Genomic DNA, 25,789 nt, shown 5'->3' on the forward strand with positions numbered 1-25,789 from the left:
GGTGTCTGCCGCGCCGCTTTTTCCTTACCCCACGGAATTTCCCATGCAAGCGAACCGCCACCAGGTCCGGATCGACGCGCTGATCGACGCGGCGCAGGACATTCGCTGCTTCCGGGTTTCGCGCGTGGACGGCCAGCCGTTCGACGCGTACGAACCGGGCGCCCATATCGACGTCACCGCACCGTCCGGCATCACGCGGCAATACTCGCTGTGCGGCAACCCCGACGAGCGCGGCAGCTACCTGTTCGCGGTGAAGAAGGAAGCGCAGTCGCGCGGCGGCTCGCGTTCGCTGCACGACGACGTGACGGTTGGCGCCGAACTGTCGATCGGCGCGCCGCGCAACCTGTTTCGTCTGACCGATGACGCAAGCGAGCACGTGCTGATCGCGGCCGGTATCGGCATCACGCCGCTGCTGTCGATGGCGTATGCGCTGCACCGGCGCGGCGCGCGCTACCGGCTGCATTATTTCGCGCGCAGCCGCGAACATGCGGCATTCGTCGACGAACTGTCGGCCGAACCGTTTGCGTCGCACGTGACGTTCCACTACGGCGTCGAGCCCGACGCGCTCGCGGCCGAACTCGGCCGCTGCGTCGCGTCGATCGATGCACGCGCCCACGTCTATACATGCGGCCCGGGGCCGTTCATGGATGCGGTGGTCGCGGCCGCCGCGACGCGCGTTCCCGACGCATCGATCCATCTCGAACGCTTCGCGGCGGACCCGGCCGCCATCGATACGAATGCGAATGCGGATTCCAAAGCCGATGCCGGCCCGGTCGACGGCTTCGAAGTGCGGCTGCAGCGCAGCGGGCAATCGGTGCGTGTCACGCCCGACACGTCGATCGTCGACGCGCTCGCGCGGATCGGCATCGAGGTCGACACGTCATGCGGCGAAGGCGTCTGCGGCACCTGCATGGTGCCCGTCGTCGACGGCGAACCCGATCATCGCGACCACTGCCTCAGCAAGGCCGAGCGCGCGAGCAACACGGTGATCTGCTGCTGCGTGTCGCGCGCGCGCTCGGCGGTGCTCGTCCTCGATCTCTGACGCGCGCACAGGCCGGCCGTCACGCGTCGTCGAAACGCTCGACGATCTCGGCCAGCAGCGCGCGCATCCACGCGTTGCCCTCGTCCTCATGGAAGTGCTCGTGCCAGTGCATCGTCACCGGCGCGGGCGGCAGCGTCACCGGCAGGTCGTAAAGCCGGAACGCGTTGTCGCGGTTCAGGATCTGCGCGAGCCGCTTCGGCAGCGTCGCATAGAGATCCGTGACCGACAGCACGCTCGGCAGCGCGACGAAGTGCGGCACTTCGAGCGCGATGTTGCGACCCACACCCTGCGCGCGCAACGCGTCGTCGAGCGCGTGATGGCTGTGCTCGACCGATTTGACGTTGACGTGCGCGGCGCGCACGAACTGGTCGAGACTCAGCGCGGCGCCGGCCGGCAAGCCGCGCCGGCGGCCCGTCATGCACACGTAGGTTTCCTCGAACAGCACGTGATGGCGCGTGCGCGGCATCAGTTCCGGCAGGTTGCCGATCGCGAAATCCAGCCGGCTCGCGCGCAGCGCTTCCTCGATCTCCTCCACCGGCATCGGCTGCACGCTCAGCGTCGCGCGCGGCGCGCGCTCGCGCAGCGCCTGGCAGATCGCCGGCAGATACGCCATCTCGCCCGCGTCCGACAACGACAACCGGAACGTGCGCGTGCTGGTCGCCGCATCGAAGCGCTCCGCATAACGCAGCGCCACGCGCACCATGTCGAGCGCCTTGCCGACGATGCCCGCAAGCTCGAGCGCAACCGGCGTCGGCTGCATGCCCGAACGCGTACGCACGAACAGCGGATCGTCGAACAGCGTGCGCAGCCGACCGAGCGAATAACTGACGGCCGGCTGCGACAGCGCGAGCCGCTCGCCGGCCTTCGTCAGGCTGCGTTCCTCGACGATCGCCTGGAACACGCGCAACAGGTTCAGATCGAGATGATCGACCGACGCCATCGTGACCTCCATCATTTGCCGTATTTATTGACTCGCTAATTTTAGATCAATTTGACGGATATGTAGCGGAAGACGAGACTGGTCTCTCGATACCGCGCCCCGCGCGGCCCGTTTTCGCGACTCCTTCCCCACGACAACGATGAGCGACATTCCCTACCAGACGATCGACACCCGTGCGCTGCACGGCCTCGCGCAGCCCGACCGCATCGCGCCCGCGATGTATCACGACCCCGCGCTGTTCGAAGCCGAGCTCGACCGCATCTTCTACCGCACCTGGATCTGGGTCGCGCACGAGAGCGAACTGCCGCGGCCCGGCGACTTCATCACGACGACGATCGGCCGCCAGCCGGTGATCGTCGTGCGCGACAAGACCGGCGACATCAACGTGCTGCAGAACCGTTGTCGCCATCGCGGCGCGACCGTGTGCGAATCGCACAAGGGCAACGCGAAGGGTTTCACGTGCCCGTATCACAGCTGGTCGTATGCGCTCGACGGCACGCTGCGCGCGCTGCCGTATGGCGACGGTTACGAAGGTGTGTGCGAGAAAGGCGACCTGCCGCTCGTGAAGCTGCGCGTCGGCGTGTACCAGGGGCTGGTCTTCGCGAGCTTCAACGACGACATCGAACCGCTCGACGATTTCCTCGGCGGCGCGAAGCCGTGGATCGACCTGTTCATGAAACAGGGCGCCGGCTACCCGATCAAGGCGAACGGCGAGCACAAGTTCAAGTTCAAGGGCAACTGGAAGATCCAGCTCGAGAACACGACCGACCTCTATCACTTCCCGGTCGTGCACAAGTCGTGGATGAAGTCGATCGACGACGAGACGGCTGCCGCGATCACGAGCTTCATGACGAGCGAGGCCGCGTTCTGCCGCGGGCTCGGCAACGGCCACAGCCTCGCGGTGCTGATGCCCGAGCTGATCGACCTCGACGAAGACGACGGCGCGCCGCTGCCCGAGCGCTTCGCGCCGCTCGCCGCGAAACTCGCCGAACGCCACGCGCCGGACGAAGTGCGCCGCATCGTGCGCTCGCTGATGGGCGTCGGCTTCAACCTGAACCTGTTCCCGAACCTCGCGCTGTCGATGGCGTTCTTCCGTGTGCTGCGGCCGATCTCCGCGAACGAAACCGAGATCCGCCACGTCGCGCTCGCGATGGACGGCGGCCCCGACGAAGCGAACCGCGAGCGTCTGCGCATCCACGAGCACTTCCAGGGCCCGTTCGGCTTCGGCAGCCCCGACGACGCGGAAGCGTGGGAGCGCGTGCAGCGCGGCGCGCATGCGGGCCCCGACGTGCCGATCCTCGTGAATCGCGGGCTGAACCGCGAGACGACTGCCGCGAACGGCGAAAAGACCGCGCATGCGACCGACGAGACCGGCATGCGCGAGGCCTACCAGCAATGGCGCAAGATGATGGAGCAACAGTGATGGACGACCGCAACGCCCTTTTCTCGCAGCAGACCTTCGCCCGCGCGGTCGAATTCGTGTGGCGCGAAGCCGAGATGCTCGATCGCCGCGACTATCGCGCGTGGCTCGACCTGTGGGATCCGGCCGGCCACTACGTGGTGCCGATCGATCCCGACGCGACCGACTTCGCGGCCACGCTGAACTACGTGTTCGACGACCAGGACATGCGCGAGAAGCGCGTGCAGCGGATGGTGTCCGGTTATTCGGCATCGGCGACCGACGCGGCGCGCACCGTACGCACCGTGTCGCGCTTCACGCTCGAAAGCGGCAGCGCCGATACCGTCGAGCTGAAATCCGCGCAGGTCGTCGTCGCGTACAAGCGCGGCGTCGCGACGCTGTTCGCGGCCGACGTCACGCACAAGCTGCACGTCGACGCCGAAGGCGAGATGCGGATCGCCGAGAAAGTCGTGCGCCTGATCGACTCGACCGAAGCACTCAGCGCGATCGGCTTCCTGCTGTAAGCCGTGGCCGGTTCGCCGCCGAAAACGCAACGGTGAACCGGCAACCTTCACCTTTCCGGACGACCATGCCCACACTCGAAGTTTTCCTGCCGACCGGCCATGACGACGCACGCAAGGCCGAACTGATCGCACGATTGAGCAGTGCAACCGTCGACGCGATCGGCGCGCCGCTCGAATCCGTGCGCGTGCTGCTCACCGAATTGCCCGCGACGCACATCGGCCTCGGCGGCCGCACTGCGGCGGACGGCGCGCCGCCGTCGCTGCCCGTGATCGTCGCGATCCTGATCGCCGGGCGCACCGACGCGCAGAAGCGCGCGCTGATCGCCGCGTTGTCCGATGCCGGTGCGAACGTGCTCGACGCGCCGCTGCAGGCAACGCGCGTGATCATCAAGGACATTCCGAACACGGACTTCGGCATCGGCGGGCAAACCGCCCGGGCGCTGGGGCGCTGATGATGTGCGGGGCGTCGCTACGCCGGTCGTCGTTATACGTGCTCACCGGCGAGCGGCAGCGTCACCCGGCAATCGAGGCCGCCGCCATCGGCCGGGCTCGCGCCGATCCGGCCGCCGTGGCGCGTCACGATGCTCTTGCACAGCGACAGCCCGATTCCGTTGCCGCCGGCCTTCGACGACGAGAAGCCGTCGAACAGCCGGTCGTGCGCACCTTCCGCGATGCCCGGGCCGTTGTCGATCGCACGCAGCTCGGCGTGCCCGGCCACGTTCGCGGTGCCGAGCGTCAGTGTGCGCGGCACGCGCTCGCAGCCGGCGAACGCCTCGATCGCGTTGAACGCGAGATTCAGGATCACCTGCCCGATCAGCACGCGTTCGCAGCGGATCGGCAGCGGTGCATCGGCCTGCACGATTGCGACCGTCACGCCGGCCTCCTTCGCACGCAGCTCGATGAAATACGCGACGTCCGCCAGGATGTCGCGCAAATCGGCGACCGCGGCGACCGTGTCGCGCCGCACGATGAACTCGCGCACGCTCTTGATGATCAGCGCCGCGTGCTCGGCCTGCCGGTCCGCGCTGCGCAGCCCCCAGATCGCATCGTCGACGGCGCCGCGCCCGTTCAGCCGCTGCACCGCGCCCTCGATGAAGTTGCGCACGGCCGCGAGCGGCTGGCTCAGTTCGTGCGCGATCACGGTCGCCATCTCGCCCATCGCGTTGTAGCGGCCCGCGTATTCGAGCATGCGCGCCTCGGCGCGGCGCGCGTCCTCGATCGCGACTTCGTCGCTGACGTCGCGGAACTGCACGAGCAGCCCGTCGAGATCGCCTTCGATCTCGACCTGCCGGCACGTGATGCGCAGCCAGCACGTCGAGCCGTCGCGCCGCACGATCCGGTAGCGCTGCGGCTCGGACGGGCACGTCGACGGCGCATCGCGCAACTGCGCGACGAGCCGGTCGCGATCGGCCTCGGTGCAGTAGTCGAGCACCTCGCCGAGCGCTTCGTCGGGCGCGAGCCCGAGCACGCGGCGCCCCGACTCGCTGATGAACTGCGCGCCGCCGTGCGGCGACACGACCGCGACGCCTTCGTCGAGATCCTGCATGAACTCGCGCAGCCGCGCCTCGTAACGACGCAGTTGCTGGCGGATCGCCTCCTCCGCGCTGATGTCGCGGAACTGCACCATCACGACATCGCGCCCGCGCAGCGGCACATAGGTGGCGATCGCCTCCGACAGCATGTCGACGCCCGTGCGCGACCGGTAGCACCACTCGTACACCTGCGGCCCGTCGACCATCGCGCGGTCCATCGCGCCCACGCCGATCTCGCGCCGGTACTTCGGTTCGGGACGCGTCATGTCCGGCGCCTTCAGCGGCAGCAGTTCCTCGACGGAAAAACCGAGCGCGATGCACGCGGCGCGATTCGCCCACACGATCGCCTTGGTCTGCGCGTCGTGCAGCAGCACGCAGGTGGTCAGCGCGTCGAGCAGCCGGTGGAAATCGTCTTCGTCGGGAAAACTCATGATCGGATTCGGAGGAAGGCGCGCGGCGTCGCGCGGCCGGAAACCCAACATAGCACCGGCGCGCGCCGCCCGCATCTGAAGATTTCTTTAGGCCGGCACGGATCGCCACCAGTCGCGCGGCCCAACGCACCAATTGCTGCGGGTTTTCGGCGTTTCTAGACTGGCTGCATCGTCGTGCCGCGTTGCTTCGAAGCACAGCACGCATGCCGCCCCGCAATCGAACCTTATCCGCCCAGGAGACAGTCATGCCCCACGCCGCCCTCGCTATCGAACCCGCGCCGACTTCGGCCGCGCAGTTGTCGCCGCTCGACGCCGTGATCGAGACCGTCGCCGCGCGCCGCGAAGAATTCGACCGCCTGTCGCACGTGCCGCGCGACGTGATCGCGCTGTTCAAGCAGGCCGGCATCTATCGCGCGGGCACGCCGCGCCGCTTCGGCGGCGATGCGCTTGCGCCGACCGCGTTCCTCGACATGATCGAACGGATCGCGACCGCCGACGGCTCGGCCGCGTGGGTCGCGAGCTTCGGTTCCGCGAACGTCTATCTCGCCGCGCTGCCGCTCGACACGCAGGCCGAGCTGTACGCGAGCGGCCCCGACCAGGTGTTCGCCGGCGGCCTGTTTCCGGTGCAGCCGGCGCAGCCCGCGCCCGGCGGCTGGCGCGTGAACGGCACGTGGAAATTCGCGAGCGGCTGCAAGGGCGCCGACTGGCTCGGCGTCGGCATCGCCGTGCCGGGCGCGCAGGACGCCGCGCCGAACAAGCCGCGCACGGCCGTATTCCGCGCCGCCGAGGTCGAGATCGTCGAGAACTGGAGCGTGGTCGGCATGCAGGGCACCGGCAGCCACGACCTGCGCGTCGACGACCGCTTCGTGCCCGAGGCATGGACCTTCGTGCGCGGCGGCGAGCCGACCGTCGACGAGCCGCTGTACCGCTATCCGACCGTCGCGTATGCGGCGCAGGTGCTGGCCGTCGTCAATCTCGGGCTGGCGCGCGCGGCGCTCGACGTCGTGAACCGCATGTCGGGCGGACGCCAGACGACGACCGGCGCGCCGCGCCTCGCCGATCGCGCGTATTTCCGAATCGAGCTCGCGAAGGCCGAAGCGCAGCTGCGTTCGGCACGCGCATTCTTCTACGATGCGACCGACACGGTGTGGCAATCGATCCTCGCGGGCAACCCCGTGACACCCGACCAGGTCAGCCTGCTGCGGCTCGCGGCCACGCAGATCGCACGCGAAGGCGCGAGCGTCGTCGAACGCGCGTACCGCCTCGGCGGCACCGCTGCCATCTATCGGTCGCATCCGCTGCAGCGGCTGCTGCGCGACGCGATGGTCGTCACGCAGCACGCGTTTCTCGCCGAAGGCAACTTCGACGGCGCCGGTGCGGTATTCACCGGCGTCACGCCGTTTCCCGGCTACCTGTAACTTGCATCGGCTGAAACCGCTTTCTTGAAGATGCATGAAGCCGCTGCGCCGTCGCCAGCCGGCTCATGCGCTCAACCGATTCCTCTGGAGAACCTGATATGTCCGATTCGAATCCGCTGCCGCTGCGCGTGCTGTTCTGCTGCGGTGTGTCGCAAAACTTCTTCGACCTGCCGCGCGAGAAAATCGGCGAAGTGTGGCAGGCGTACGGCGCGATGCTCGCCGCCGTCGAAGCGATGCCCGGCGTGCGCGTGCTCGGCGTGATGGACGACGACCGCCTCGTGGTCGGCCAGGCCGACGGCGCGCCGTGGACGTTCTACATCATGGCCGACGTCGCCGATTTCGACACGACGGTCGCCGTGTGCAACCTGTATCGCACGACGCCGGTGGGCGAATACAACCTGTGGCGCTACGGCAAGATCGAGGCGCGGGTCGGCCGCGCGCTGACGGTGCCGCCGGCCGCGCGGCCCGCGTCGTGAGGCGAGCGATGACCGACCTGTCACCCGGCCTGCTCGACGCGCTCGCGCAGCGCGTGGCGGCGTTCGACGTCGAGCGCGCGGTGCGCGCGACAATCACGCGTTACATGGCGCTGTGCGACGTGCCCGAGGATGCCGGCGACGGCCCGCCGCTTGCCGGCCTGTTCACGGCCGACGCCGTGTGGGAAGGCATCGGCCCGCAGTACGCACGCAAGTTCGGCCGCCTCGAAGGCACGGCCGCGATCGTCGCGATGCTGGGTCGTTATCTGCCGCCCGATCCGCATTTCTCGTCGAACCTGCATTTCCTGACGTCGGAATCGATCGACGTCGGCGCCGGCAACACAACCGCGCGCGGCCGCTGGATCATGCTGCAGGCGTCGTGTTATGCGGGCGGCACGGCCGAGCTGATCGCCGCGCGGCTGACCGTCGATTTCGTGCCGGCCGCCGATGGCTCGACTTGGCTGATCCGTCATTTCCGCACCGAACGCGTGCTCGACGGCCCGTGGCCGCTCGCCGCCGCGCCACGGTCCTGATGCTTCTCACCGCTTCCGCACGAGATCGACCATGACAGGCTTCATCGATACCTTCACGCTGGGCGGCCCGGGCCCCACGATCGCGATCAAGGACACGATCGACATCGCGGGCCATCCGACCCGCGCGGCGAGCCGCGCGCTCGCCGATGCGCCGCCGGCCGCGCAACACGCGGACGTGGTCCGCCAGCTGCTCGACGCGGGCTGGCAGATCGCCGGCAAGGCAAACATGCACGAGCTCGCGTTCGGCATGACCGGCATCAACGACTACACGGGCACGCCCGTCAATCCGCAGGACGCATCGCGCATTCCGGGCGGCTCGTCGAGCGGCTCCGCGTCGCTCGTCGGGCTCGGCGCGGTCGACGCGGCGCTCGGCACCGACACGGGCGGCTCGATTCGCGGGCCGGCCGCGTGCTGCGGCGTGTTCGGGCTGAAACCGACCTTCGGCCGCGTGTCGCGGCGCGGCGTCGCACCGGCCGACACGACGCTCGATTGCGTCGGGCCGTTCGCACGCGATGTCCACACGCTGGCCGCGGTAATGGCCGCGATCGCGCCGGGCTTCGATCGTGCGCGCGCAGCCGCATCCTCGGCGGACTGTACGATTGCGCAAATCACCGTCGACGCCGATCCGGCAATCGCCGCCGCACTCGATGCGGCGCTGCGCGCGTCGGGCCTGCGCTCGCACGCAATCGTGCTCGACGAGATGCCGGCCGCGTTCGCCGCGGGGCTCGCCGTGATCAACGCGGAAACGTCACGCGCATTCGGGCATCTGGTCGCGACGGGCAAGCTCGGTGCCGATCTCGATGCGCGGCTGCGCACGGCCGCGACGACAACGCCTGCCGCACTCGACGAAGCCGAGGCGGTGCGCGCGCGCTTCACCGCGCAGGTCGACGCCGCGCTCGAACACGCGGACGTGCTCGTGCTGCCGACGCTGCCCGCGTTGCCGATCACGCTGCAGCAAGCGCGCGACGGCGTATCGGTGATCGCGATGTCGTCGCTGATCCGGCCGTTCAACCTCAGCGGCCATCCGGCGCTCAGCGTGCCGTTGCCGCTGGCCGGTTCGCCGCTGAAGGCCAGCCTGCAGATCGTCGGACGCAAGGGCGCGGACGAACAGGTATGCTCGATCGCCGCACACTTCGAAGCGGCGCTCGCCGCATGAATCACGATGCGGGCGCCGCCACGACAAACGCGCGCTCGCGAACCAGGGAATCACGCACCATGTCAGATCGAGTCGTCCTCGTCACCGGCGCCGCGCGCGGGCTTGGCGCCGTCATCGCCGAGCGCTTTCATGCGGCCGGTTATCGCGTCGCGCTGGCCGATATCGCCGCCGACGCCATTCATGCGCATGCACACGAACTCGACCCGAGCGGCGAACGCGCAATCGCGCTGCCGCTCGACGTCACGTCGAAGCGCGATTTCGAAGCGGCGCGCGACGCGCTCGTCGCTCGCTGGGGCACGATCGACGTGCTCGTCAACAACGCGGGCGCATCGAAGGTCGTGCCCGCGATGGAGATCACCGCCGAGCAATTCGACCAGGTGATCGACGTGAACCTGCGCAGCGTGCTGTTCGGCTGCCAGGTGTTCGGCCAGTATTTCGCGACGCGTGGCGCGGGCCGCATCGTCAACATCGCGTCGCTCGCCGGGCAGAACGGCGGCTCGGCGACTGGCGCGCACTACGCGGCCGCGAAAGGCGGCACGCTGACGCTGACCAAGGTATTCGCGCGCGATCTCGCCGCGCAGGGCGTGACCGTCAACGCGATCTCGCCCGGCCCGCTCGATCTGCCGATCGTGTATGAAAGCGTCGCGCCGGAGAAACTGCGTCAGGTGCTCGCGAGCCTGCCGGGCGGCAAGCTCGGGTCGGCCGGTTTCGTTGCGGATGCAGCCGTGCTGCTCGCGTCCGGCGACGCGCATTTCGCGAACGGCGCGTGCTGGGATATCAACGGCGGGCTGTACATGCGCTGAACGCAGCGGCCCGCCCCGTGCTTTAGCGCGACGACGCCCCGTCGTCGCCCCACACAACCATCACGTCGCGCACGAGCGCGGCGATCGACGTCGCGCCGAGCTTCTCCTTGATGCTCGCGCGATGCACGTCGACGGTCTTCACGCTGATCGACAGATCCGACGCGATCTGCTTGCTGCCCTTGCCGTCGACCACGCCGCGCAGCACTTCCTTCTCGCGCGCGGTCAGCGCATCGAGCCGCTGGCGCAGCTCGCGATGACGCTGGCCGACCGCATGCCGCTGCTGCGCGAGCCGCAGCGCGCGCTGCACGCGCTCGAGCATCTGCTGCGAGTTGTACGGCTTCTCGACGAAATCGATCGCGCCGTTCTGCAGCGCGCGCACCGACATCGGGATATCGCCATGCCCGCTGACGAAAATCACCGGCAGCGTCGCGCCGCGCGCATTCAGTTCGGCCTGCACGTCGAAGCCGCTTTTCTCCGGCATCCGCACGTCGAGCACCAGGCACGCGGGCAGGTTCACGTCGAAGCGCGCGAGAAAGTCGGCGGCGTTCGCGAACCCTTCGGACGCGATGCCGACCGATTCGAGCAACCATGCGAGCGACGTCCGCATGCCGCTGTCGTCGTCGACGATGTATACGATCGGTGCGGGTGACGTCATCGCGGGTGTCTCGCTCAATATCGGTATGGGTATCGCACGCGCCGCGCATGTAGCCGGTTGCCGGCTCGTCGCGAGCGTCGTTCGCTGGGGGTGTGCGGCACATCATAACGAGCCGAAAACCCGCTGAATACCCTTTTACGTACTGCACGAACGCACAATCGCGTTTTTTTCGCGTGATGCGCGGCGCGCCTAGGTAGAACCTTTAGACGCGTTGGCGAGAACGCCATCTCCATCGTCAATCGTGCGAATGGTCGGCCGCATTTTCGCGACGTACGCTTGGGTCATCGTCGACGATCCGGCGCTGCATCGGCAGACCGCGCGATCGTCGCCTTCGTCCCATCAGGAGCGCCCATGTCCGCCACATCCTCCACGACCGAACTCCCGCGACCGGCGCGCGTCGAACCGTCCGACGCGCAGAAAGCCTTCCGGCAAGCGATGGCCCACCTCGGCGCGGCCGTCAACGTGATCACCACCGCGGGGCCGTACGGCCGCTGCGGGATCACCGCGAGCGCCGTCTGCTCCGTCACCGACGCGCCGCCGACGTTGCTCGTGTGCCTGAACCGGTCGAGCGCGATGCACGCGACCTTCGAGCGCAATCGCCATGTGTGCATCAACGTGCTGCCGGCCGAGCACGAACTGCTCGCGCGGCATTTCGCCGGGCTCACCGACCTGCCGATGGAGCGGCGCTTCGACCTGCCCGTGTGGGATCGCGGCGAACAGGACGTGCCCGTGCTGCGCGATGCGCTCGCAAGCCTTCAGGGCACGATCGCCGAGATGAAGGAAGTCGGCTCGCATTCGGTGATGTTCATCGAGGCGACGTCGATCCGCGTGCGCGACGACGGCGACAGCCTGATCTACTTCAGCCGCGCGTTTCATCGTGTGTCGCGCACGGCGTGCGTGCGCTGAGCCGTCACATAGCTACGCGGCGGCACGCAACGCGCGTTGCCCGGCCGCGAGCGCGGCGCCCGCGAACAGCGTCAGCGCCGAATACACGAGCCCGCGCGCGAGCCCCGCGCTGTCGGACACCCAGCCGATCGCGACCGGCCCGGCGATCTGCCCGAATGCAAAGACCGTCGTGAACGCGCTGATCCCTTTCGCCCAGCCGTCGGGCGGCAGGTTGTGCCGCACGAAGGCGGTCGTCGATGCGACCGCCGACAGGAACGTCGCGCCGAACAGCACGCCCGACGCGAACGCGGCCACCGGGTGCACGAACATCGCGGGCATCAGCGTCGCGACGCCGAGCAAAGCGTTGAGCACGGCCAGCGCCTGGCCGCCGCGCATCCGGTCGAGCAACCGCGACCACAAGCGCGCCGATACGATGGTCGCCACGCCGAGCATCACGTAGAACGCGGAGACCACCGTGCCGCTCATCCCCGCGCCACGCAGCAGCGCGACGATGAACGTCATGTAGCCGATATAACCGACGCCGAACAGGCCGTAGCCGGCCAGCGCGAGCGCGAAGCGGGCCGGGCTCGCGGCCGCACTCGATGGCGCGCCGTCGCGCGGTGCGGCCGGTGCCGCGTGCGCATGCTCGATGCGGCGCGCGGCCGACACGGCCACCGCCGAGAACAGCACGCACGCAACCGCGAGCGCGAACCAGGCCGGCTGCCAGCCGTGCACACCATTCGTGAGTGTCGCCGGCACGAGCAGCGACGCCGCGACGATGCCCCACCCCGTGCCGCCGTAATAGAGGCCGAGCAGCAGCCCCGCATCGCGCGGCGACGCCGACGCGAGCCGTGCGGCCAGCACGCCGCCGCTGATGAAGATCAGCGCGCTGCCGACGCCCGTCGCGAGGCGTTGCACGAGCAGCGCGTGCATGTCCGACGTGAGCCCGCAGGTGGCCATCAGCAACGCGGTGAGCACGCAACCGGCCGCCAGCAGCGTGCCCGCATGCCAGCGCCGCGACAACAGCGGAAACACGAGCGCGCCGATCAGGTAACCGGCCGCGTTCGCCGTGTTCAGCGCACCGGCCTGCGCGAACGTCCAGCCGAGATCGGCCTTCATCGGCGGCAGCAGCAGCGCATACGAAAAGCGCGCGAGGCCGAGCGCGATCGCGCTGCCGAGCGACAGGCCGATCGCGAGCCGCCACGCGGCCATGCGGTCGGGGTCGGTAGCGCCGGCGTCCGGCCGCGACGGGCCGGCATGCTCCGGTTGCGGTGCTGCGCGCATCGAGTGTCTCCTGTGTCGTTCGAAGCCGGGCAAGTCGTCACGGCGGAACCGGCGTTCCGCACGCGCCCATCCCGGCTGTCAAGGCTTCCGATCCTGTCGAACGATCATACTTGAGCCGGCACGGGGCAAGCGCGGGAGAACGGCAGCCGCTTGCCTGCGCTACCCGCGCAATCCGGCCACGAAGGCCGTGAACAATGCACGTCCCTCAGGCCACTCCGCCAATCCCGCTGCCGCATTCAGATGGCCGCGCGGGCCGAGCAGCAGCGGCATCGCGCCACGCTCGCGTGCCCATGCAAGGCCGCGCCCGGACGGGTCGTACCCGTCATCCGAACTGGCAATCGCCAGCACCGGCACGCCACCGAAATCGCCGCCCGGCAACTTCGCGAACGCGCTGGCCGCGGCCGGAAAACGCGGGCCGCGCGGATCGGGCACCGCCACGAGCAATGCGCCGCGCACGACGCGCGTCGACGCCGCACGCCAGTGCGCGAACAGCAGGCAACCCAGCGAATGACAGATCAACACCGGCGGCGCGTCGGCTTGCGCGACGGCTTCATCCAGCGCCGCGATCCAGTCGCGCAGGTCGGGCACATCCCATGACGCAGGCGCCATGCGGATGACACCCGCATGCGCGGCCTCCCAGTGGCTCTGCCAATGATCCGGTCCCGAGTTGCCGATCCCCGGCACGATCACGATCGTGTGGTCCATCTCCGTCTCCCTCTCCATGAACAGGCGAGTTCGCAGTCTCGTCTGCGGGAAGCCGGCCGGGAATGGCAAATCATCGGATATTGAGACAATATGCCGATGAATTAACGGAACGGGAAAGCGGACATGTCGAACGGAGAACTCGATCGCCTGGATCTTTCGATCCTCGAGGCGCTTCAGGAAAACGCGCGGATGCCGCTGTCCGAAGTGGGCCGACGCATCGGGCTGTCGCAGCCCGCCACGTCGGAGCGCGTGAAGCGGCTGGAAGAACGCGGCATCATCGCGGGCTACGGCGCGCGCATCGACCCGGCCGCGCTGGGGTTGGGGATGATGGCCATCATCCGGCTGAAGACGACGCACGAACACATCAAGCCTGCGCTGCGCGCGTTCGCCGAGATGCCGCACGTCATCGAGGTCCACCGGATGACCGGCGAGGATTGTTTCCTGCTGAAGGTACTGGTGCCGACACCGGGACAACTGGAAACCATCATCGACGCGATTGCCCGCTTCGGCGCGGTCACGACGTCGCTGGTGCTCCGCTCCGAGCCGGCCAAACCGCTCGGCAAGGCGCTGCTCGGCTGACACGGGCATCGGGCCGCCGGCGTGCCCCTGCCGAGCGGCGCTACGTTCGCACGCATGGCCGCCGCGAGCGACGTCGATCACGACGATCAAGGCGATCGAATTCCCAATGAAAAATCGCCGAATTCAAAGCACCGATCCCGATTCCGACGATTGAAAAAAAGATATCGAATCCGTCATTCGCTTTATCCGTGCTTTACGGCGCGCGATTCGCCACTCCCCCGTGTTTAGCACGCTGTGGCTAAAAACCTTGCAACGCATTGCATTCGCAAATTCGTCAGACTAATATCAACGCCACTCAGCCGGCATTCACGAAATGCCTGATGAGGAGTGGCAACTTTTTAGCCGCGCTTTCATGTTGAAGCACTCATGTTCACCACAGGAGAGTTGACATGCAGGAAACCCAGCAGATCGAATTGCTTGACTGGATGCAGGAAGACACGCACCCCGAGGCCGTCGACATGATGGTCGAGGACGCCGTGGTGCCGTTCGGCACCGCGCTCTGGCCGGTCTGAGCGGGCCACCCGTTCTCGCGGAAGGGCATCGGCCCTTCCGCCGTTTCCGGAGACACGCATGCTGAACCTGCACCGCGCGCTCGGCTTTCACCCCGCGCTGCGCGACAAGCTTGCGCGCGGCGAGTCGGGAAAACTGCTGGTCGGCCATGACACCCGCAATCGCGACATCGCGTTGCGCGCGTTTTCCGCCCTGCCCGATTCGCTCGACGCGACCACCCTCTGCCTCGAAAGCACGCCTCCCGCCGACATCGCCGCCGCGCTCGAGCGCGCCGACCTGTTCGTGCTGCTGTACGACTCGTCGTGCCTGCCGACACCATCGCCGAGCGGGCCGCCGTTCCTTGCCGCGATCCGCCCCGCGATCGTCGAGCACTGGAGCAAGTCGGTTTTATTCAAGGATTACGGCCCGCACCTCGACGAAGCGTTCGCCGAGTCGCTCGACGACATCGCGGCGCGCAACGGCCGGCTGATCGACGCGGCCGCGCACGCGTCGCAGATCCGCTTCATCGACGAAGCGGGCAACACGCTGACGGGCTCGCTCGCGCCGGACCAGAAATGGACGAGCGTGGACGGGATGGGCAATCTCGACGTCGTGCCCGGCGAGATCGCGACGCACGTCACCGACCTCAACGGCTCGGTCGTGTTCAGCGGCACGTTTCTCGGCACCGTGCCGTTCGCGATCAAGTACAAGGTGGCCGAGCGGCTCGCGACGCTGCATGTCGAACGCAGCATGCTCGTCGGTTTCGACAGCGACGATCCCGGCTTCCGGCGCGATTTCGCGACCTATCTCGACCGGCACGCGAATCACCGGCGCATCGAGGAATTCGGCATCGGCACGAACCTCGGGATCCGCGGCCTGTACGGCCGCAACGCGGGGTTCGAGGAACGTCATCCGGGCCTGCATCTCGGGCTCGGCGGCGGCGAAAACGGCAGCCATCATCTCGACCTGATCTTCGCGCGCGGCACGCTCGCGCTCGATGACCGGATCGTGTTCGACGGCGCGTTCGCCATCTGACCGGGCAGTCGCGTGCTCAGGCTTCGGCGGCCGCCTCGCTGCCGAGCCACTTGAACATCACGAGGCAATCGACGAAGCCGAGCCGCGCGTGACGGTACGCGCGCGGCAGTCGGCCGACGACGTCGAATCCGAGCTTCTGCCACAACGCGACCGCGACCTCGTTGGTCGCGACCACCGAGTTGAACTGCATCGCGAGGAAGCCGCGCTCGCGCGCGACCTGCTGCGAGTGCTCGCACATCAGGCGGGCGACGCCGCGGCCGCGTGCGGCCTCGCTCACCATGTAGCCGCAGTTGCACACGTGATTGCCGGGCCCGGCCGCGTTCGCCTTCAGGTAGTACGAGCCGAGCACCACGCCGTCCTCTTCGGCGATCCACGTGCAGAGCGGCGCGTCGAGCCACAGCGCGCGTGCCGCTTCAGGTGTGGGCGCGGGATCGAATGCGTAGGTTTCCTGAGCAGCGACGATGGCGCGGTAGGTCGGCCAGAAGCGCGGGAAATCGTCTTCGGTCATCGGGCGAAGCGTGATCATGCGAATGCTCTCGTGAAGGGGATGTCGGCGGGCATGCAATCGATCGTACCGCGATTCATCGATGGCCGCCGTCTCGCAGCACGCCGCTCCGATACGCACCCGGCGGCACGCCGTACCAGCGCTTGAACGCCTGCGAGAAACTCGACAGGTCGCTGAAGCCGAGCCGCTCGGCCACTTCCGCGAGCGACAGGCGCGCATCGCCGAGCAGCGTCTCGGCCAGCGCGCCGCGCGCCTGCGCGAGCAGCGCGCGAAACGTCGTGCCCTCCTCCTGCAGCCGGCGCTTGAGCGTGCGCGGGCTCGTGTTCATCAGCCGCGCCATGTCCTCGAGCGAGAACGGCGCGGCGCCGGGCGTCGCGGTCAGGTACTGGCGCACCATCTCGGACGTGCCCACGCGTGCGCGCCGCGCTTCGACCAGCTGGCCGCACATCTGCTCGCACATCGACACCGTCAGCGGATTCGCATGCGGCAGCGGCCGGTCGAGAAACGCACGGTCGAATGCGAGGCTGTTCGCGCGCGCCGAGAAAACCGGTTCGATGCCGGCGATGCGCGGCGCGGGTAGCGACGGCGCGCGCGCGGCCTGCAGCGTGAAGCGCGACAACGCAAAATCGTCGCCGCCGATTTCCTGCAGCAGCACGGCCGCGGCCGTCATGTCGCGTTCGACGACGAACCGGCTCACGGCGCCGTCGAGTTCCGGCGCGCCGAAGTTCAGCACGCCCGTGTCGGGTTCCTCGCGGTACGTGATGACGGTGAATGCATACGTGAGCGGCAGGAAGCGCATCGCCAGCGCGAGCGCGTCGCGCGCGGTCGCGCTCGCGATCAGTCCGTAGCCCCACACGCCGTACGCCGAGAAGTGATAGCGCAGGCCGACCTCGAACCCGAGGCCCGGCGCGCGCCCGAGCGCACGCAGCAGGTTGCCGGTCAGCCGCAGTTCCTGCGCGGCCGTCACCTCGACTTTCGGATCGTCGAGCTGCGCATTCCCGAGCCCCGTGCCGGCCAGCAGCGTCGTGTGCGGCACGCCGCGTTCGTCGCCGAAATCGACCAGCAGCCGGGCGCTGGCCGGACTCCGGGTGAAGTCCCAGAAGCTCATGCGGAGAAACCCTCGAAGCGCCGATTTGGCCCAAATACTAAAACAATTGTCCCGAAGCAGCATTGGTGTTTTCCCATGCGGCCAGCACCATCGGCGTCATCCAGTCGTCGTCCGAACGACGCCATCGCCCCCTTAGGAGACACCATGCGACCGAGTCGCCCGACCGATCCCGCCGCCCGCTTCGAACGGCGGCGCGAAACCTGCGCCCTCGACCGCGCGCCGACGCGCAACACTTGATCCATCGACCATCAGGAGACGATTCATGAGCAAGATTTTCGACTACATCGTCGTCGGCGGCGGTTCGGGCGGGTGCGTCGTCGCCGGGCGGCTGACCGAGGACCCGGCCGTGACCGTCTGCGTGCTCGAGGCCGGCGGCCGCGGCGACGGCGCGGTCGTCAACGTGCCGACCGGCGCGGTCGCGATGTTGCCGACCCGCGTGAACAACTGGGCCTTCGACACGGTGCCGCAGCCGGGGCTCGGCGGGCGCATCGGCTACCAGCCACGCGGCAAGGCGCTGGGCGGCTCGTCGGCGATCAACGCGATGGTCTATATCCGCGGCCATCGCGTCGACTACGACGGCTGGGCCGCGCTCGGCAACGAAGGCTGGGCATACGACGACGTGCTGCCGTACTTCCGCCTGAGCGAGCACAACGAGCGCTTCGACGATGCGTGGCACGGCCGCGACGGCCCGCTGTGGGTCAGCGACCTGCGCACCGGCAACCCGTTCCACGCGCGCTATCTGGAAGCCGCGCAACAGGCCGGCCTGCCGCTCACCGACGACTTCAACGGCGCGCAGCAGGAAGGCGTCGGCATTTACCAGGTCACGCAGAAGCACGGCGAACGGTGGAGCGCGGCGCGCGCGTACCTGTTGCCGCACGTCGGCCGCCGCGACAACCTGACGGTCGAGACGCATGCACAGGTGCTGCGCATCCTGTTCGACGGCACGCGCGCCGTCGGCGTCGAAGTGCGGCAGCACGGCGAAGTCCGCACGCTGCTCGCGCGGCGCGAAGTCGTGCTCGCGGCCGGCGCGCTGCAGACGCCGCAGTTGCTGATGCTGTCGGGCGTGGGCCCGGGCCGCGCACTCCAGCAGTTCGGCATCGCGGTGCACGCCGATTTGCCCGGCGTCGGCCGCAACCTGCAGGATCATCCGGATTTCATTCTCGGCTACCGGTCGCGCAGCATCGACACGATGGGCGTATCGGCGCGCGGCGGCCTGCGCATGCTGCGCGAGTTCGCGCGCTTTCGTCGCGAACGGCGCGGGATGCTGACGTCGAATTTCGCGGAAGGCGGCGGCTTCCTGAAGACGTGCGCCGGCCTCGACGCGCCGGACATCCAGCTGCACTTCGTCGTCGCGCTCGTCGACGATCATGCGCGCAAGCTGCATGCCGGCCACGGGCTGTCGTGCCACGTGTGCCTGCTGCGGCCGCGCAGCCGCGGCTCGGTCACGCTGCACAGCGCCGATCCGCTCGCGGCGCCGCGCATCGATCCCGCGTTCTTCGATGATCCGCGCGACCTCGACGACATGGTCGCGGGCTTCCGGCTCACGCGCCGGCTGATGGAGGCGCCGGCGCTCGCCGAATGGATCACGCGCGACCTGTTCACCGCGAACGTCACGACCGACGACGAGATCCGCGACGTGCTGCGCCGACGCACCGACACCGTGTATCACCCGGTCGGCACCTGCAGGATGGGACGCGACGCGCTTGCCGTCGTCGATCCGCAACTATGTGTGCACGGCCTGCAGGGGTTGCGCATCGTCGATGCGTCGATCATGCCTACGCTCATCGGCGGCAACACCAATGCGCCGACGATCATGATCGCCGAGAAGGCCGTCGACCTGATCCGCGGCGTTTGCCGCACGTCTGCGCAACCGCATGCCGATACCGTCGGTGCATCGATTGACCGCGACGCCGTACTTGCATCGTACGCCGCACACGCTGCCATTCAGCCGGAGGACACCCGTCATGTTGTCGCCTGAAACTTCCCGCGCGATCGAACCGACCGCACCGCTTTCGGCGATCATCATCGGCGCCGGTTTCGCCGGCATCGGCATGGCGATCGCGCTGCAACGCGCCGGCATCCACGATTTCGTGATCGTCGAACGCTCGCAGGACGTCGGCGGCGTGTGGCGCGACAACAGCTACCCGGGCGCCGCGTGCGACGTGCCCTCGCACCTGTACTCGTTCTCGTTCGAACCCAACCCGGCCTGGTCGCGCGTGTTCGCGCCGCAGCCCGAAATCCATGCGTACCTGCAGCATTGCGCACGCAAGTACGGCCTCGCGCGCCATCTGCGCTTCGGCGCCGAAGTCGAGCACGCACGGTACGACGAAGCGAGTGCGCTGTGGCGCGTCACACTCGCCGACGGCACGACGCTGAGCGCCGCCGTGCTCGTCAGCGGCACCGGCCAACTGAGCCGCCCCGCGATGCCCGACCTGCCCGGCATCGACACGTTTCGCGGCCGCGCGTTTCACTCCGCGCACTGGGATCACGGCTATGCGCTGGCCGGCAAGCGCGTGGCGGTGGTCGGCACCGGCGCGTCCGCGATCCAGTTCGTCCCGGCGATCGCCGGCGACGTGCAGCGTCTGGTTGTCTTCCAGCGCTCGCCGGCGTACGTGATGCCGCGCCCCGACCGCGCGTATCGACCGTGGGAAAAGGCGCTGTTTCGCAGGCTGCCGTGGGCGATGAAGCTGCATCGCGCATCGATCTACCTGCGCTACGAATCGCGCGCGATCGCGTTCACGCGCCTGCACGGGCTGATGGATCTTGCGGTCGGCCGGCCGTTCCGCAAGCTGCTGTCACGCGACGTGCCGGACGCCGCGCTGCGCGCCCGGCTCACGCCCGACTACCCGATCGGCTGCAAGCGCATCCTGCTGTCGAGCGACTATCTTGCCGCGATGAGCCGCGCCAACGTCGAGCTCGTCACGCAGCGGATCCGGCGCGTGACCGAAGACGGCATCGAGACCGTCGACGGCGTGCACCATCCGGTCGACGCGATCGTCTACGGCACCGGGTTCGCGGCAACCAAGTTCCTGTCGCCGATGCGCATCACGGGCCGCGACGGGCTCGATCTGAACGACGCGTGGCGGCGCGGCGCACAGGCGTATCTCGGGCTCACCGTGCCCGGCTTTCCGAATTTCTTCATGCTGTACGGCCCGAACACCAACCTCGGCCACAACTCGATCGTCTACATGCTCGAAAGCCAGATCGCGCATGTGATGCGCTGCGTGCGCGCGATGCGGCGCGACGGCGCGAACGCGATCGACGTCGACGCGCGCCGCTACCGGCGCTTCAACGTACACGTGCAGCAGCGGCTCGCAGGTTCGGTGTGGAGCAGCTGCAAGAGCTGGTACGTCGATGCGTCGGGGCACAACAGCACGAACTGGCCGGGCTTCACGCTGACCTACCGGTGGCTCACGCGCTTCACCGGGCTGTCCGCGTACCGCTTCTCGCATCCGCTGCCCGACGCCGCCGGGACGACGCACGGCGTGGTGGTCGCGCCGCCCACAGGCCGGCTGGAGGCGCTCGCCGCCGCGTCGCTGCGCGGCTTCCTGCGCGTCGCGTTCCGGCCGCTGATCGGTCCGCCGTTCGGCGCGCGCATGCAGCGCCGCGTCGTCGCGTTGCTGTCGCCGCTGATGCCCGGCGCGGGCGGCACGCTGCGCTACCGCACGTCCGCGCATCGCGTGCCGGTCGAAGTCGTCGCACCGAAACGCGGTGATGCGGGCGGCGCGATCCTTTATCTGCATGGCGGCGCGTTCTGTCTCGGCGGGCCGCATACGCATCGCGGCGTGACGACGCGGCTCGCGAACGACGCCAGCCTGCCTGTGTGGGTGCCCGACTACCGGCTCGCGCCCGAGCATCCGAGCCCGGCCGCGCTCGACGATGCGCTGGCCACGTACGACACGTTGCGCGCGCAAGGTCATGCGCCGCACCGGATCGTCATCGCCGGCGATTCGGCCGGCGGCGCGCTCGCGCTGTCGCTCGCCATCGCGCTGCGCGATCGCGGCGAGCCGGCCGCTGCCGCGCTTCTGCTGATCTCGCCCGTGACCGACCCGGCGCTCGGCGGTGCGACGCTGGCATCGCGCCGCCACGACGATCCGATGATCCGGCGCGGCTGGCTCGAACAGGGGCTGCGCTGGTATCACGGCGCCGGTTCGGCCGCGGCGCGCGGCCCGCTCGACACCGACCTGCGCGGCCTGCCGCCGATGCTGATCCAGGCCGGCGACCAGGAGGTCCTGCTGTCGGATGCGCAGCGGCTCGCGCGTCATGCGATCGCGTGCGGCGTGCCGTGCCGGCTGGAGATTCATGCGGCGCGCTGGCATGTGTTTCATCTGCAGGCGTTTTACCTGCGGTCGGCACGGGACGCGTTGCGGACGCTGGCGGGGTTTGCGATGGAACGCGTCGCCGCGACGGCGTGACGACGAACCGGTGACATGCGGCGCTCGGCCGGACGCCGCATGCGCGACCGCCATGCGCGCTTGCAACGAAGCGACACCGTTTTGCGAAAACCGGCCGGTTATTTTTTTCTGTCGCACGCGGCCGTCATGATCTCCCGCAAGCCCCGGCGCGCCGCCGGGGCGCCCCCCACCCTGGCGGAGAGATGATGAAAAGAAGGCACACCCTCAACACGCTGGCGCTGCTCTGTTGCGTCGGCATCCAGTGCGCGACGTCGGCGTTCGCCGACGAACCGAAGAAGGTCGCGTTCGTCGACACGGGCAACACCGGGCGCAGCGTGATGGCCGAGGCGATTGCCGGCCAGTTGATCGCGCAGCGCCACGCGCATGTCGCGGTGATCTCGCGCGCGGTCGACGAGGATCCGTATGACGAGAAGCCCGAGGAAAACGGCGTGATCCTGATGAAGCGGCGCGGCATCGACACGTCCGCGCACCGCTCGGTGCAGTTGAACGCGAACGACGTCAAGCATTCGGACGTGATCCTGACGATGACCGACAAGCACAAGGAGAAGGTGCTCGCGCTCTATCCGTCGGCGGCCGGCAAGGTGTTCACGCTCGCCGAATACGCAACCGGAAAACACCTCGACGTGCCCGACGCATGGGGCAAGCCGATGGACTTCTACGAATCGGTGACCGCGCAGCTCGACACGTACATCCCGGCCGCGCTCGACAAGGTCGCCAGCACCGCGCCCGCGAAGCCGTAACGCGCGACAAACCTGTCGGCTTGCCGGTTGCGCAATGCGCCGGCGCCGGCGGATTTGCCGTTCGCTTCATTCCGTCCCGACGCCCCGCCCACGGCGCGTGCCCTTCATCGCGTCATCGATACAGGCCATTCGGCCGAATCGCCGCCGTACGCCCCGGATGAAAGAATGATCTTCGTCCGGGAAGCCGGCTTCGCTGCCTGACATCCCGAACCATGAAGCAGCGCATGCGCGCCGGACGCAACGCCATCGCGCTGCGTGCCGTCTCGCGCCGGCAATCGGCAGCGCGGTGCATCGCACCCCGTTCACCCCGCCGGTCGCAGGCCAAAAAGCCGCATCGTTTCCACCACCCCTTTTGTAGCTTATAAGTTACAATGCTATCCAAGTTCGAACTGCTTCGCTATCAGCGCGACGACGGTCGCGAGCCTTTCACCGAATGGCTGAACGCCGTGCGCGACAAACTCGCGCAGGCGCGGATTCGCGAACGCCTGCGCCGCGTGCAGACAGGCAATTTCGGCGATTGCGAGCCTGTCGGCGAAGGCGTGATCGAACTGCGCATCCATGTCGGCGCCGGCTATCGCGTGTACTTCGGCCGGTACGGCGGTGCACTGGTGCTGCTGCTGTCCGGCGGCGACAAGGGCAGTCAACCCGACGACATCAGGCGCGCAAAGGAACACTGGTTGAACTGGAAACGGAGGCAAATGTGAACAAGCTCAAAGGCGCGGTATCGCACCACGACGCGGAAGTCGCCGAACTCAGCGCCGACCGCGAACTCGCGGTGGCTTATCTGCGCGTCGCCATGGAATCGCTCGACGATCCCGACAACCGCGCGGCCGGCCTGCTCGCGCTGCGCACGGTCGCGGAAGCGTACGGCGGGCTCGGCGCGGTCGCGGCCGAAGCCGGCATCAGCCGCGAATCGCTGTATCGCACGCTGTCCCCCAACGGCAACCCGACGCTGAAAACCCTGCTCGCGGTGCTCAAGACCGTCGGCCTGCGCCTGTCCGTCGTCCCCGCGCAGCCGGCGCACGCGTAAGCGGCACACGGCCCGCTACGGCCGGACCATCCACACGAGCAGCATCTCGGCCGGCGCGGTATCCGTCCCCGCCGGCGGATGCTCGATCGTCGGTTCGACCGCCAGCGCCTGCGCGATCGTCGCCGCATCGTCGATCGGCGTCGTACGCACGAACGTCATCAACCGCGCCGGCCGGTGCAGCGCCTCGCGATACAGCGCGCCGTACCACAACGGCCGCATGCCGAGCGCGTCCTGCAACACGTACGGATAACGCCACAGCCGCAGCACGAGGCGGCTTTCCGGCTGGCCCGGATCGACGTGGACGAACACGCGGCGCGTGCTTTCGCCGTGCGTGTAGCGCGGCAGCACGGGTAACGTATCGGCAGTCGCCTGCGGCAGCAGCCAGCGCAGCGCGGTGGCCGGCGACCACGGCGTCGCGCGCTGCCAGCCGGCCTGCGCGAGATGACGGTCGAGGGTGTCCGACGTCGCGCTCCATTGCAGCGGCAGATATTCCTCGCGGTCGCCACCGATCTCGGTGCGCCGCGTCGGCACGCGCTCCCACCCACCGCGCAGCCACTGGTCGACTGTCATCGCAACCACGTCGCCGACATGCGGGCGCGACGCGCGGTCGAGCTGCCATTGCGCGGGCACCGTCCAGACGCCCGCCGTCGCCAGCACCACCACCACCGCGACGAGCGCGCCCCGCGGCTGCACATGCTCGTGCACATGCCAATACGCATAGGCGCCGGCAAGCAGCGCGAACCAGGCCAGCCCGAGGCTCCAGCCGCCGAGCAGGCCCGACAGCCAGGTGTCGCCGACGTACAGCCGCGCGAAACCGCCGAGCACGATCCACAGCACGACGGCCGTCACGACCGGAATGCGCCACAGTGCGGGCCGGTCGCGCGTCAGCACCCAGCCGAGGCCGCTGCTCGCTAGGATCGCGAACGCGGCTTCGGCATCGGGCAGCGGCACGTGCATCGCGCCGGGCGGCAGGCTCGCGGGCGTCGTGCCCGGCATGCCCGCGCCGAACACCGGCACGAGCACGAAGGCGATGCCGACCGTCGCGAGCCACCACGCGGCCGTCAGCCAGCAGCGATGGATCAACAGCCAGACGAGAAACGCGGCCGCGACGATCAGCCCCGTATCGTGCCCGTGCAGCACGGCGACCGCGCGCATCGTGGCGTCCACGGGCGGCGTGCGCAGGTTCTGCAGGAACGCATACAGCGCGATGTCCGCGTGCATCAGCGGATCGTTCGCGACGACATCCTGCACGAGGCCCGCGAACAGCCACACGCAGCCGATGAACAGCAGCGCGAGCACGGGTACCGTGCCCGGCAGGCGGCGCACGCGCGCGATCGCGCCGTTCAGCCGCGCGCCGAGCCGCGGCCAGCGGTGCGCACACGCATGCATGGCCGCGACGAGCGCGCGGCGCAGCAGCGGCCAGCCGCGCCGCAGCGCGACGCGCACGCCGATCCACACGAGCGCGACCAGCGCGGCGACGACCAGCAGGATCGCGGCGACCCGCACGCTGATCGCCGCGGCCAATGCGGCCGACGCGCCGAACAGGATGCCCGGCGCCACATGCACGGGCGCCCATACGAGCGCCGAGATCACGTTGACCGGATAGAACGACCGGCGCGGCAGCGTCGCGCAGCCGACGACGACCGGCACGACCGCGCGCACCGGCGCGAGGAAGCGCGCGAGCACGATGCTCTTCATGCCATGACGCAGCACGAACTCCTCGCCGCGCGTATAGGCGGCCGCATAACCGAAGCGCGCCCACGCATTGCGGATCACGCCGCGGTAGCGCCGCCCGAGCTCGTAGCTGATCCCGTCACCGATCACGGCGCCGACGGCCGCGACGCCGATCGTCGTCCAACCGTCGAGCGCGCCCGCGCCGATCAGCGCGCCGGCCGCGAACATCACGGCACCGGCCGGCACGACGGTGCCGATCAGCGCGATCGCCTCGGCGCAGGCGGTCACGAACACGACCGTCAGCACGAGCAGCGGATGCGCACCGATCGCGCCGATCCACGCGTGGATCGTGTCGCTCATCGCACGCTCCACCTCGGTGCGGCGCGGCGGGCGAACACCGGGTCGGCAGTGGCGTGGGAAACGTTCATCGCGGG

26 protein-coding genes are annotated in these 25,789 nt (G+C 68.8%); 18 read left to right on the top strand and 8 right to left on the bottom strand.

The features are described 5' to 3' along the window. Positions 1-43 precede the first annotated feature (43 nt). Positions 44-1,042 (top strand): PDR/VanB family oxidoreductase, encoded by a 999-nt coding sequence (locus tag ACTRWB_RS02085; RefSeq protein ID WP_446900753.1) that lies wholly within the window; start codon positions 44-46, stop codon positions 1,040-1,042. Between the two features lie 19 nt (positions 1,043-1,061). On the opposite strand, the gene ACTRWB_RS02090 is transcribed toward ACTRWB_RS02085, so the two are convergent. Further along, a complete protein-coding gene (locus tag ACTRWB_RS02090) occupies positions 1,062-1,982 on the bottom strand; it encodes a LysR family transcriptional regulator (RefSeq protein WP_048245771.1) in 921 nt (306 codons plus the stop codon). A 139-nt stretch (positions 1,983-2,121) separates the two neighbouring features. On the opposite strand from ACTRWB_RS02090, the gene ACTRWB_RS02095 reads away from it, so the two are divergent. The 3 genes from ACTRWB_RS02095 (at position 2,122) to ACTRWB_RS02105 (ending at position 4,357) form a co-directional block, all read left to right on the top strand. Continuing rightward, positions 2,122-3,405 (top strand): aromatic ring-hydroxylating oxygenase subunit alpha, encoded by a 1,284-nt coding sequence (locus ACTRWB_RS02095; protein ID WP_446900754.1) that lies wholly within the window; start codon positions 2,122-2,124, stop codon positions 3,403-3,405. Further along, positions 3,402-3,905: an aromatic-ring-hydroxylating dioxygenase subunit beta gene (locus ACTRWB_RS02100; RefSeq protein ID WP_129516632.1), complete on the top strand. Its 504-nt coding sequence runs from the start codon at positions 3,402-3,404 to the stop codon at positions 3,903-3,905. The genes ACTRWB_RS02095 and ACTRWB_RS02100 overlap by 4 nt, the downstream gene beginning before the upstream one ends. A gap of 65 nt (positions 3,906-3,970) precedes the next feature. Then, on the top strand, positions 3,971-4,357 hold the full coding sequence (locus tag ACTRWB_RS02105; RefSeq protein ID WP_446900755.1) for a tautomerase family protein: 387 nt from the start codon (positions 3,971-3,973) through the stop codon (positions 4,355-4,357). A gap of 32 nt (positions 4,358-4,389) precedes the next feature. Here the strand turns inward: ACTRWB_RS02105 and ACTRWB_RS02110 are convergent, their stop codons facing one another. Beyond that, positions 4,390-5,943, bottom strand: coding sequence for an ATP-binding protein (locus ACTRWB_RS02110; RefSeq protein ID WP_446900756.1), 1,554 nt, complete (start codon positions 5,941-5,943; stop codon positions 4,390-4,392). A 170-nt stretch (positions 5,944-6,113) separates the two neighbouring features. Between ACTRWB_RS02110 and ACTRWB_RS02115 the strand changes: the two genes are divergently transcribed. The 5 genes from ACTRWB_RS02115 (at position 6,114) to ACTRWB_RS02135 (ending at position 10,251) form a co-directional block, all read left to right on the top strand. Further along, a complete protein-coding gene (locus tag ACTRWB_RS02115; protein ID WP_446900757.1) occupies positions 6,114-7,286 on the top strand; it encodes an acyl-CoA dehydrogenase family protein in 1,173 nt (390 codons plus the stop codon). A gap of 98 nt (positions 7,287-7,384) precedes the next feature. Then, positions 7,385-7,762, top strand: coding sequence for a hypothetical protein (locus ACTRWB_RS02120; RefSeq protein ID WP_011660268.1), 378 nt, complete (start codon positions 7,385-7,387; stop codon positions 7,760-7,762). A gap of 8 nt (positions 7,763-7,770) precedes the next feature. Beyond that, complete coding sequence (locus ACTRWB_RS02125) at positions 7,771-8,292, top strand: nuclear transport factor 2 family protein (protein WP_446900758.1); 522 nt, start codon at positions 7,771-7,773, stop codon at positions 8,290-8,292. A gap of 31 nt (positions 8,293-8,323) precedes the next feature. Beyond that, the gene (locus ACTRWB_RS02130; protein WP_446900759.1) at positions 8,324-9,448 is read left to right on the top strand and encodes an amidase; all 1,125 of its coding nucleotides are present in this window, start codon (positions 8,324-8,326) and stop codon (positions 9,446-9,448) included. A gap of 59 nt (positions 9,449-9,507) precedes the next feature. Next, positions 9,508-10,251 (top strand): SDR family NAD(P)-dependent oxidoreductase, encoded by a 744-nt coding sequence (locus tag ACTRWB_RS02135; protein ID WP_446900760.1) that lies wholly within the window; start codon positions 9,508-9,510, stop codon positions 10,249-10,251. A 22-nt stretch (positions 10,252-10,273) separates the two neighbouring features. Here ACTRWB_RS02135 and ACTRWB_RS02140 read toward each other — a convergent pair whose 3' ends face one another. Then, complete coding sequence (locus tag ACTRWB_RS02140; RefSeq protein WP_193101230.1) at positions 10,274-10,906, bottom strand: response regulator transcription factor; 633 nt, start codon at positions 10,904-10,906, stop codon at positions 10,274-10,276. A gap of 351 nt (positions 10,907-11,257) precedes the next feature. Between ACTRWB_RS02140 and hpaC the strand changes: the two genes are divergently transcribed. Then, positions 11,258-11,812: a 4-hydroxyphenylacetate 3-monooxygenase, reductase component gene (gene hpaC / locus ACTRWB_RS02145; protein ID WP_446900761.1), complete on the top strand. Its 555-nt coding sequence runs from the start codon at positions 11,258-11,260 to the stop codon at positions 11,810-11,812. 12 nt (positions 11,813-11,824) lie between these two features. On the opposite strand, the gene ACTRWB_RS02150 is transcribed toward hpaC, so the two are convergent. Further along, complete coding sequence (locus ACTRWB_RS02150) at positions 11,825-13,075, bottom strand: YbfB/YjiJ family MFS transporter (protein WP_446900762.1); 1,251 nt, start codon at positions 13,073-13,075, stop codon at positions 11,825-11,827. A gap of 159 nt (positions 13,076-13,234) precedes the next feature. Next, positions 13,235-13,780, bottom strand: a complete 546-nt coding sequence (locus ACTRWB_RS02155) for an RBBP9/YdeN family alpha/beta hydrolase (RefSeq protein ID WP_446900763.1) — start codon at positions 13,778-13,780, stop codon at positions 13,235-13,237. Between the two features lie 123 nt (positions 13,781-13,903). Between ACTRWB_RS02155 and ACTRWB_RS02160 the strand changes: the two genes are divergently transcribed. From ACTRWB_RS02160 to ACTRWB_RS02170, 3 genes are all read left to right on the top strand, one after another. Further along, complete coding sequence (locus ACTRWB_RS02160; RefSeq protein WP_011356102.1) at positions 13,904-14,359, top strand: Lrp/AsnC family transcriptional regulator; 456 nt, start codon at positions 13,904-13,906, stop codon at positions 14,357-14,359. A gap of 389 nt (positions 14,360-14,748) precedes the next feature. Beyond that, a complete protein-coding gene (locus ACTRWB_RS02165) occupies positions 14,749-14,871 on the top strand; it encodes a hypothetical protein (protein ID WP_006479692.1) in 123 nt (40 codons plus the stop codon). Between the two features lie 58 nt (positions 14,872-14,929). Further along, on the top strand, positions 14,930-15,883 hold the full coding sequence (locus ACTRWB_RS02170) for a leucyl aminopeptidase (protein ID WP_446900764.1): 954 nt from the start codon (positions 14,930-14,932) through the stop codon (positions 15,881-15,883). 16 nt (positions 15,884-15,899) lie between these two features. On the opposite strand, the gene ACTRWB_RS02175 is transcribed toward ACTRWB_RS02170, so the two are convergent. Further along, positions 15,900-16,409, bottom strand: coding sequence for an N-acetyltransferase family protein (locus ACTRWB_RS02175; protein ID WP_446900765.1), 510 nt, complete (start codon positions 16,407-16,409; stop codon positions 15,900-15,902). 55 nt (positions 16,410-16,464) lie between these two features. Next, the gene (locus tag ACTRWB_RS02180; RefSeq protein WP_446900766.1) at positions 16,465-17,496 is read right to left on the bottom strand and encodes an AraC family transcriptional regulator; all 1,032 of its coding nucleotides are present in this window, start codon (positions 17,494-17,496) and stop codon (positions 16,465-16,467) included. A 262-nt stretch (positions 17,497-17,758) separates the two neighbouring features. Here ACTRWB_RS02180 and ACTRWB_RS02185 point away from each other — a divergent pair, with 262 nt between their 5' ends. The 5 genes from ACTRWB_RS02185 to ACTRWB_RS02205 all read left to right on the top strand — a co-directional run bounded on the left by ACTRWB_RS02185 (position 17,759) and on the right by ACTRWB_RS02205 (position 23,681). Further along, positions 17,759-19,474 (top strand): GMC family oxidoreductase, encoded by a 1,716-nt coding sequence (locus tag ACTRWB_RS02185; protein WP_446900767.1) that lies wholly within the window; start codon positions 17,759-17,761, stop codon positions 19,472-19,474. Then, positions 19,461-21,911, top strand: a complete 2,451-nt coding sequence (locus tag ACTRWB_RS02190; RefSeq protein ID WP_446900768.1) for a flavin-containing monooxygenase — start codon at positions 19,461-19,463, stop codon at positions 21,909-21,911. The genes ACTRWB_RS02185 and ACTRWB_RS02190 overlap by 14 nt, the downstream gene beginning before the upstream one ends. A 185-nt stretch (positions 21,912-22,096) precedes the next feature. Beyond that, positions 22,097-22,651 carry an arsenate reductase/protein-tyrosine-phosphatase family protein gene (locus ACTRWB_RS02195; protein WP_193101239.1) on the top strand — a complete coding sequence of 185 codons (555 nt, stop codon included), beginning with the start codon at positions 22,097-22,099 and terminating at the stop codon, positions 22,649-22,651. A 371-nt stretch (positions 22,652-23,022) separates the two neighbouring features. After that, positions 23,023-23,355, top strand: a complete 333-nt coding sequence (locus ACTRWB_RS02200; RefSeq protein WP_343490663.1) for a type II toxin-antitoxin system RelE/ParE family toxin — start codon at positions 23,023-23,025, stop codon at positions 23,353-23,355. Then, positions 23,352-23,681, top strand: coding sequence for an addiction module antidote protein (locus ACTRWB_RS02205; RefSeq protein ID WP_446900769.1), 330 nt, complete (start codon positions 23,352-23,354; stop codon positions 23,679-23,681). Before ACTRWB_RS02200 ends, ACTRWB_RS02205 begins: the two co-directional genes overlap by 4 nt. 15 nt (positions 23,682-23,696) lie before the next feature. Here the strand turns inward: ACTRWB_RS02205 and ACTRWB_RS02210 are convergent, their stop codons facing one another. Further along, positions 23,697-25,715, bottom strand: coding sequence for a VTT domain-containing protein (locus ACTRWB_RS02210; protein ID WP_446900770.1), 2,019 nt, complete (start codon positions 25,713-25,715; stop codon positions 23,697-23,699). Between the last annotated feature and the right edge of the window lie 74 nt (positions 25,716-25,789).

Source organism: Burkholderia sp. YIM B11467, from assembly GCF_052952715.1.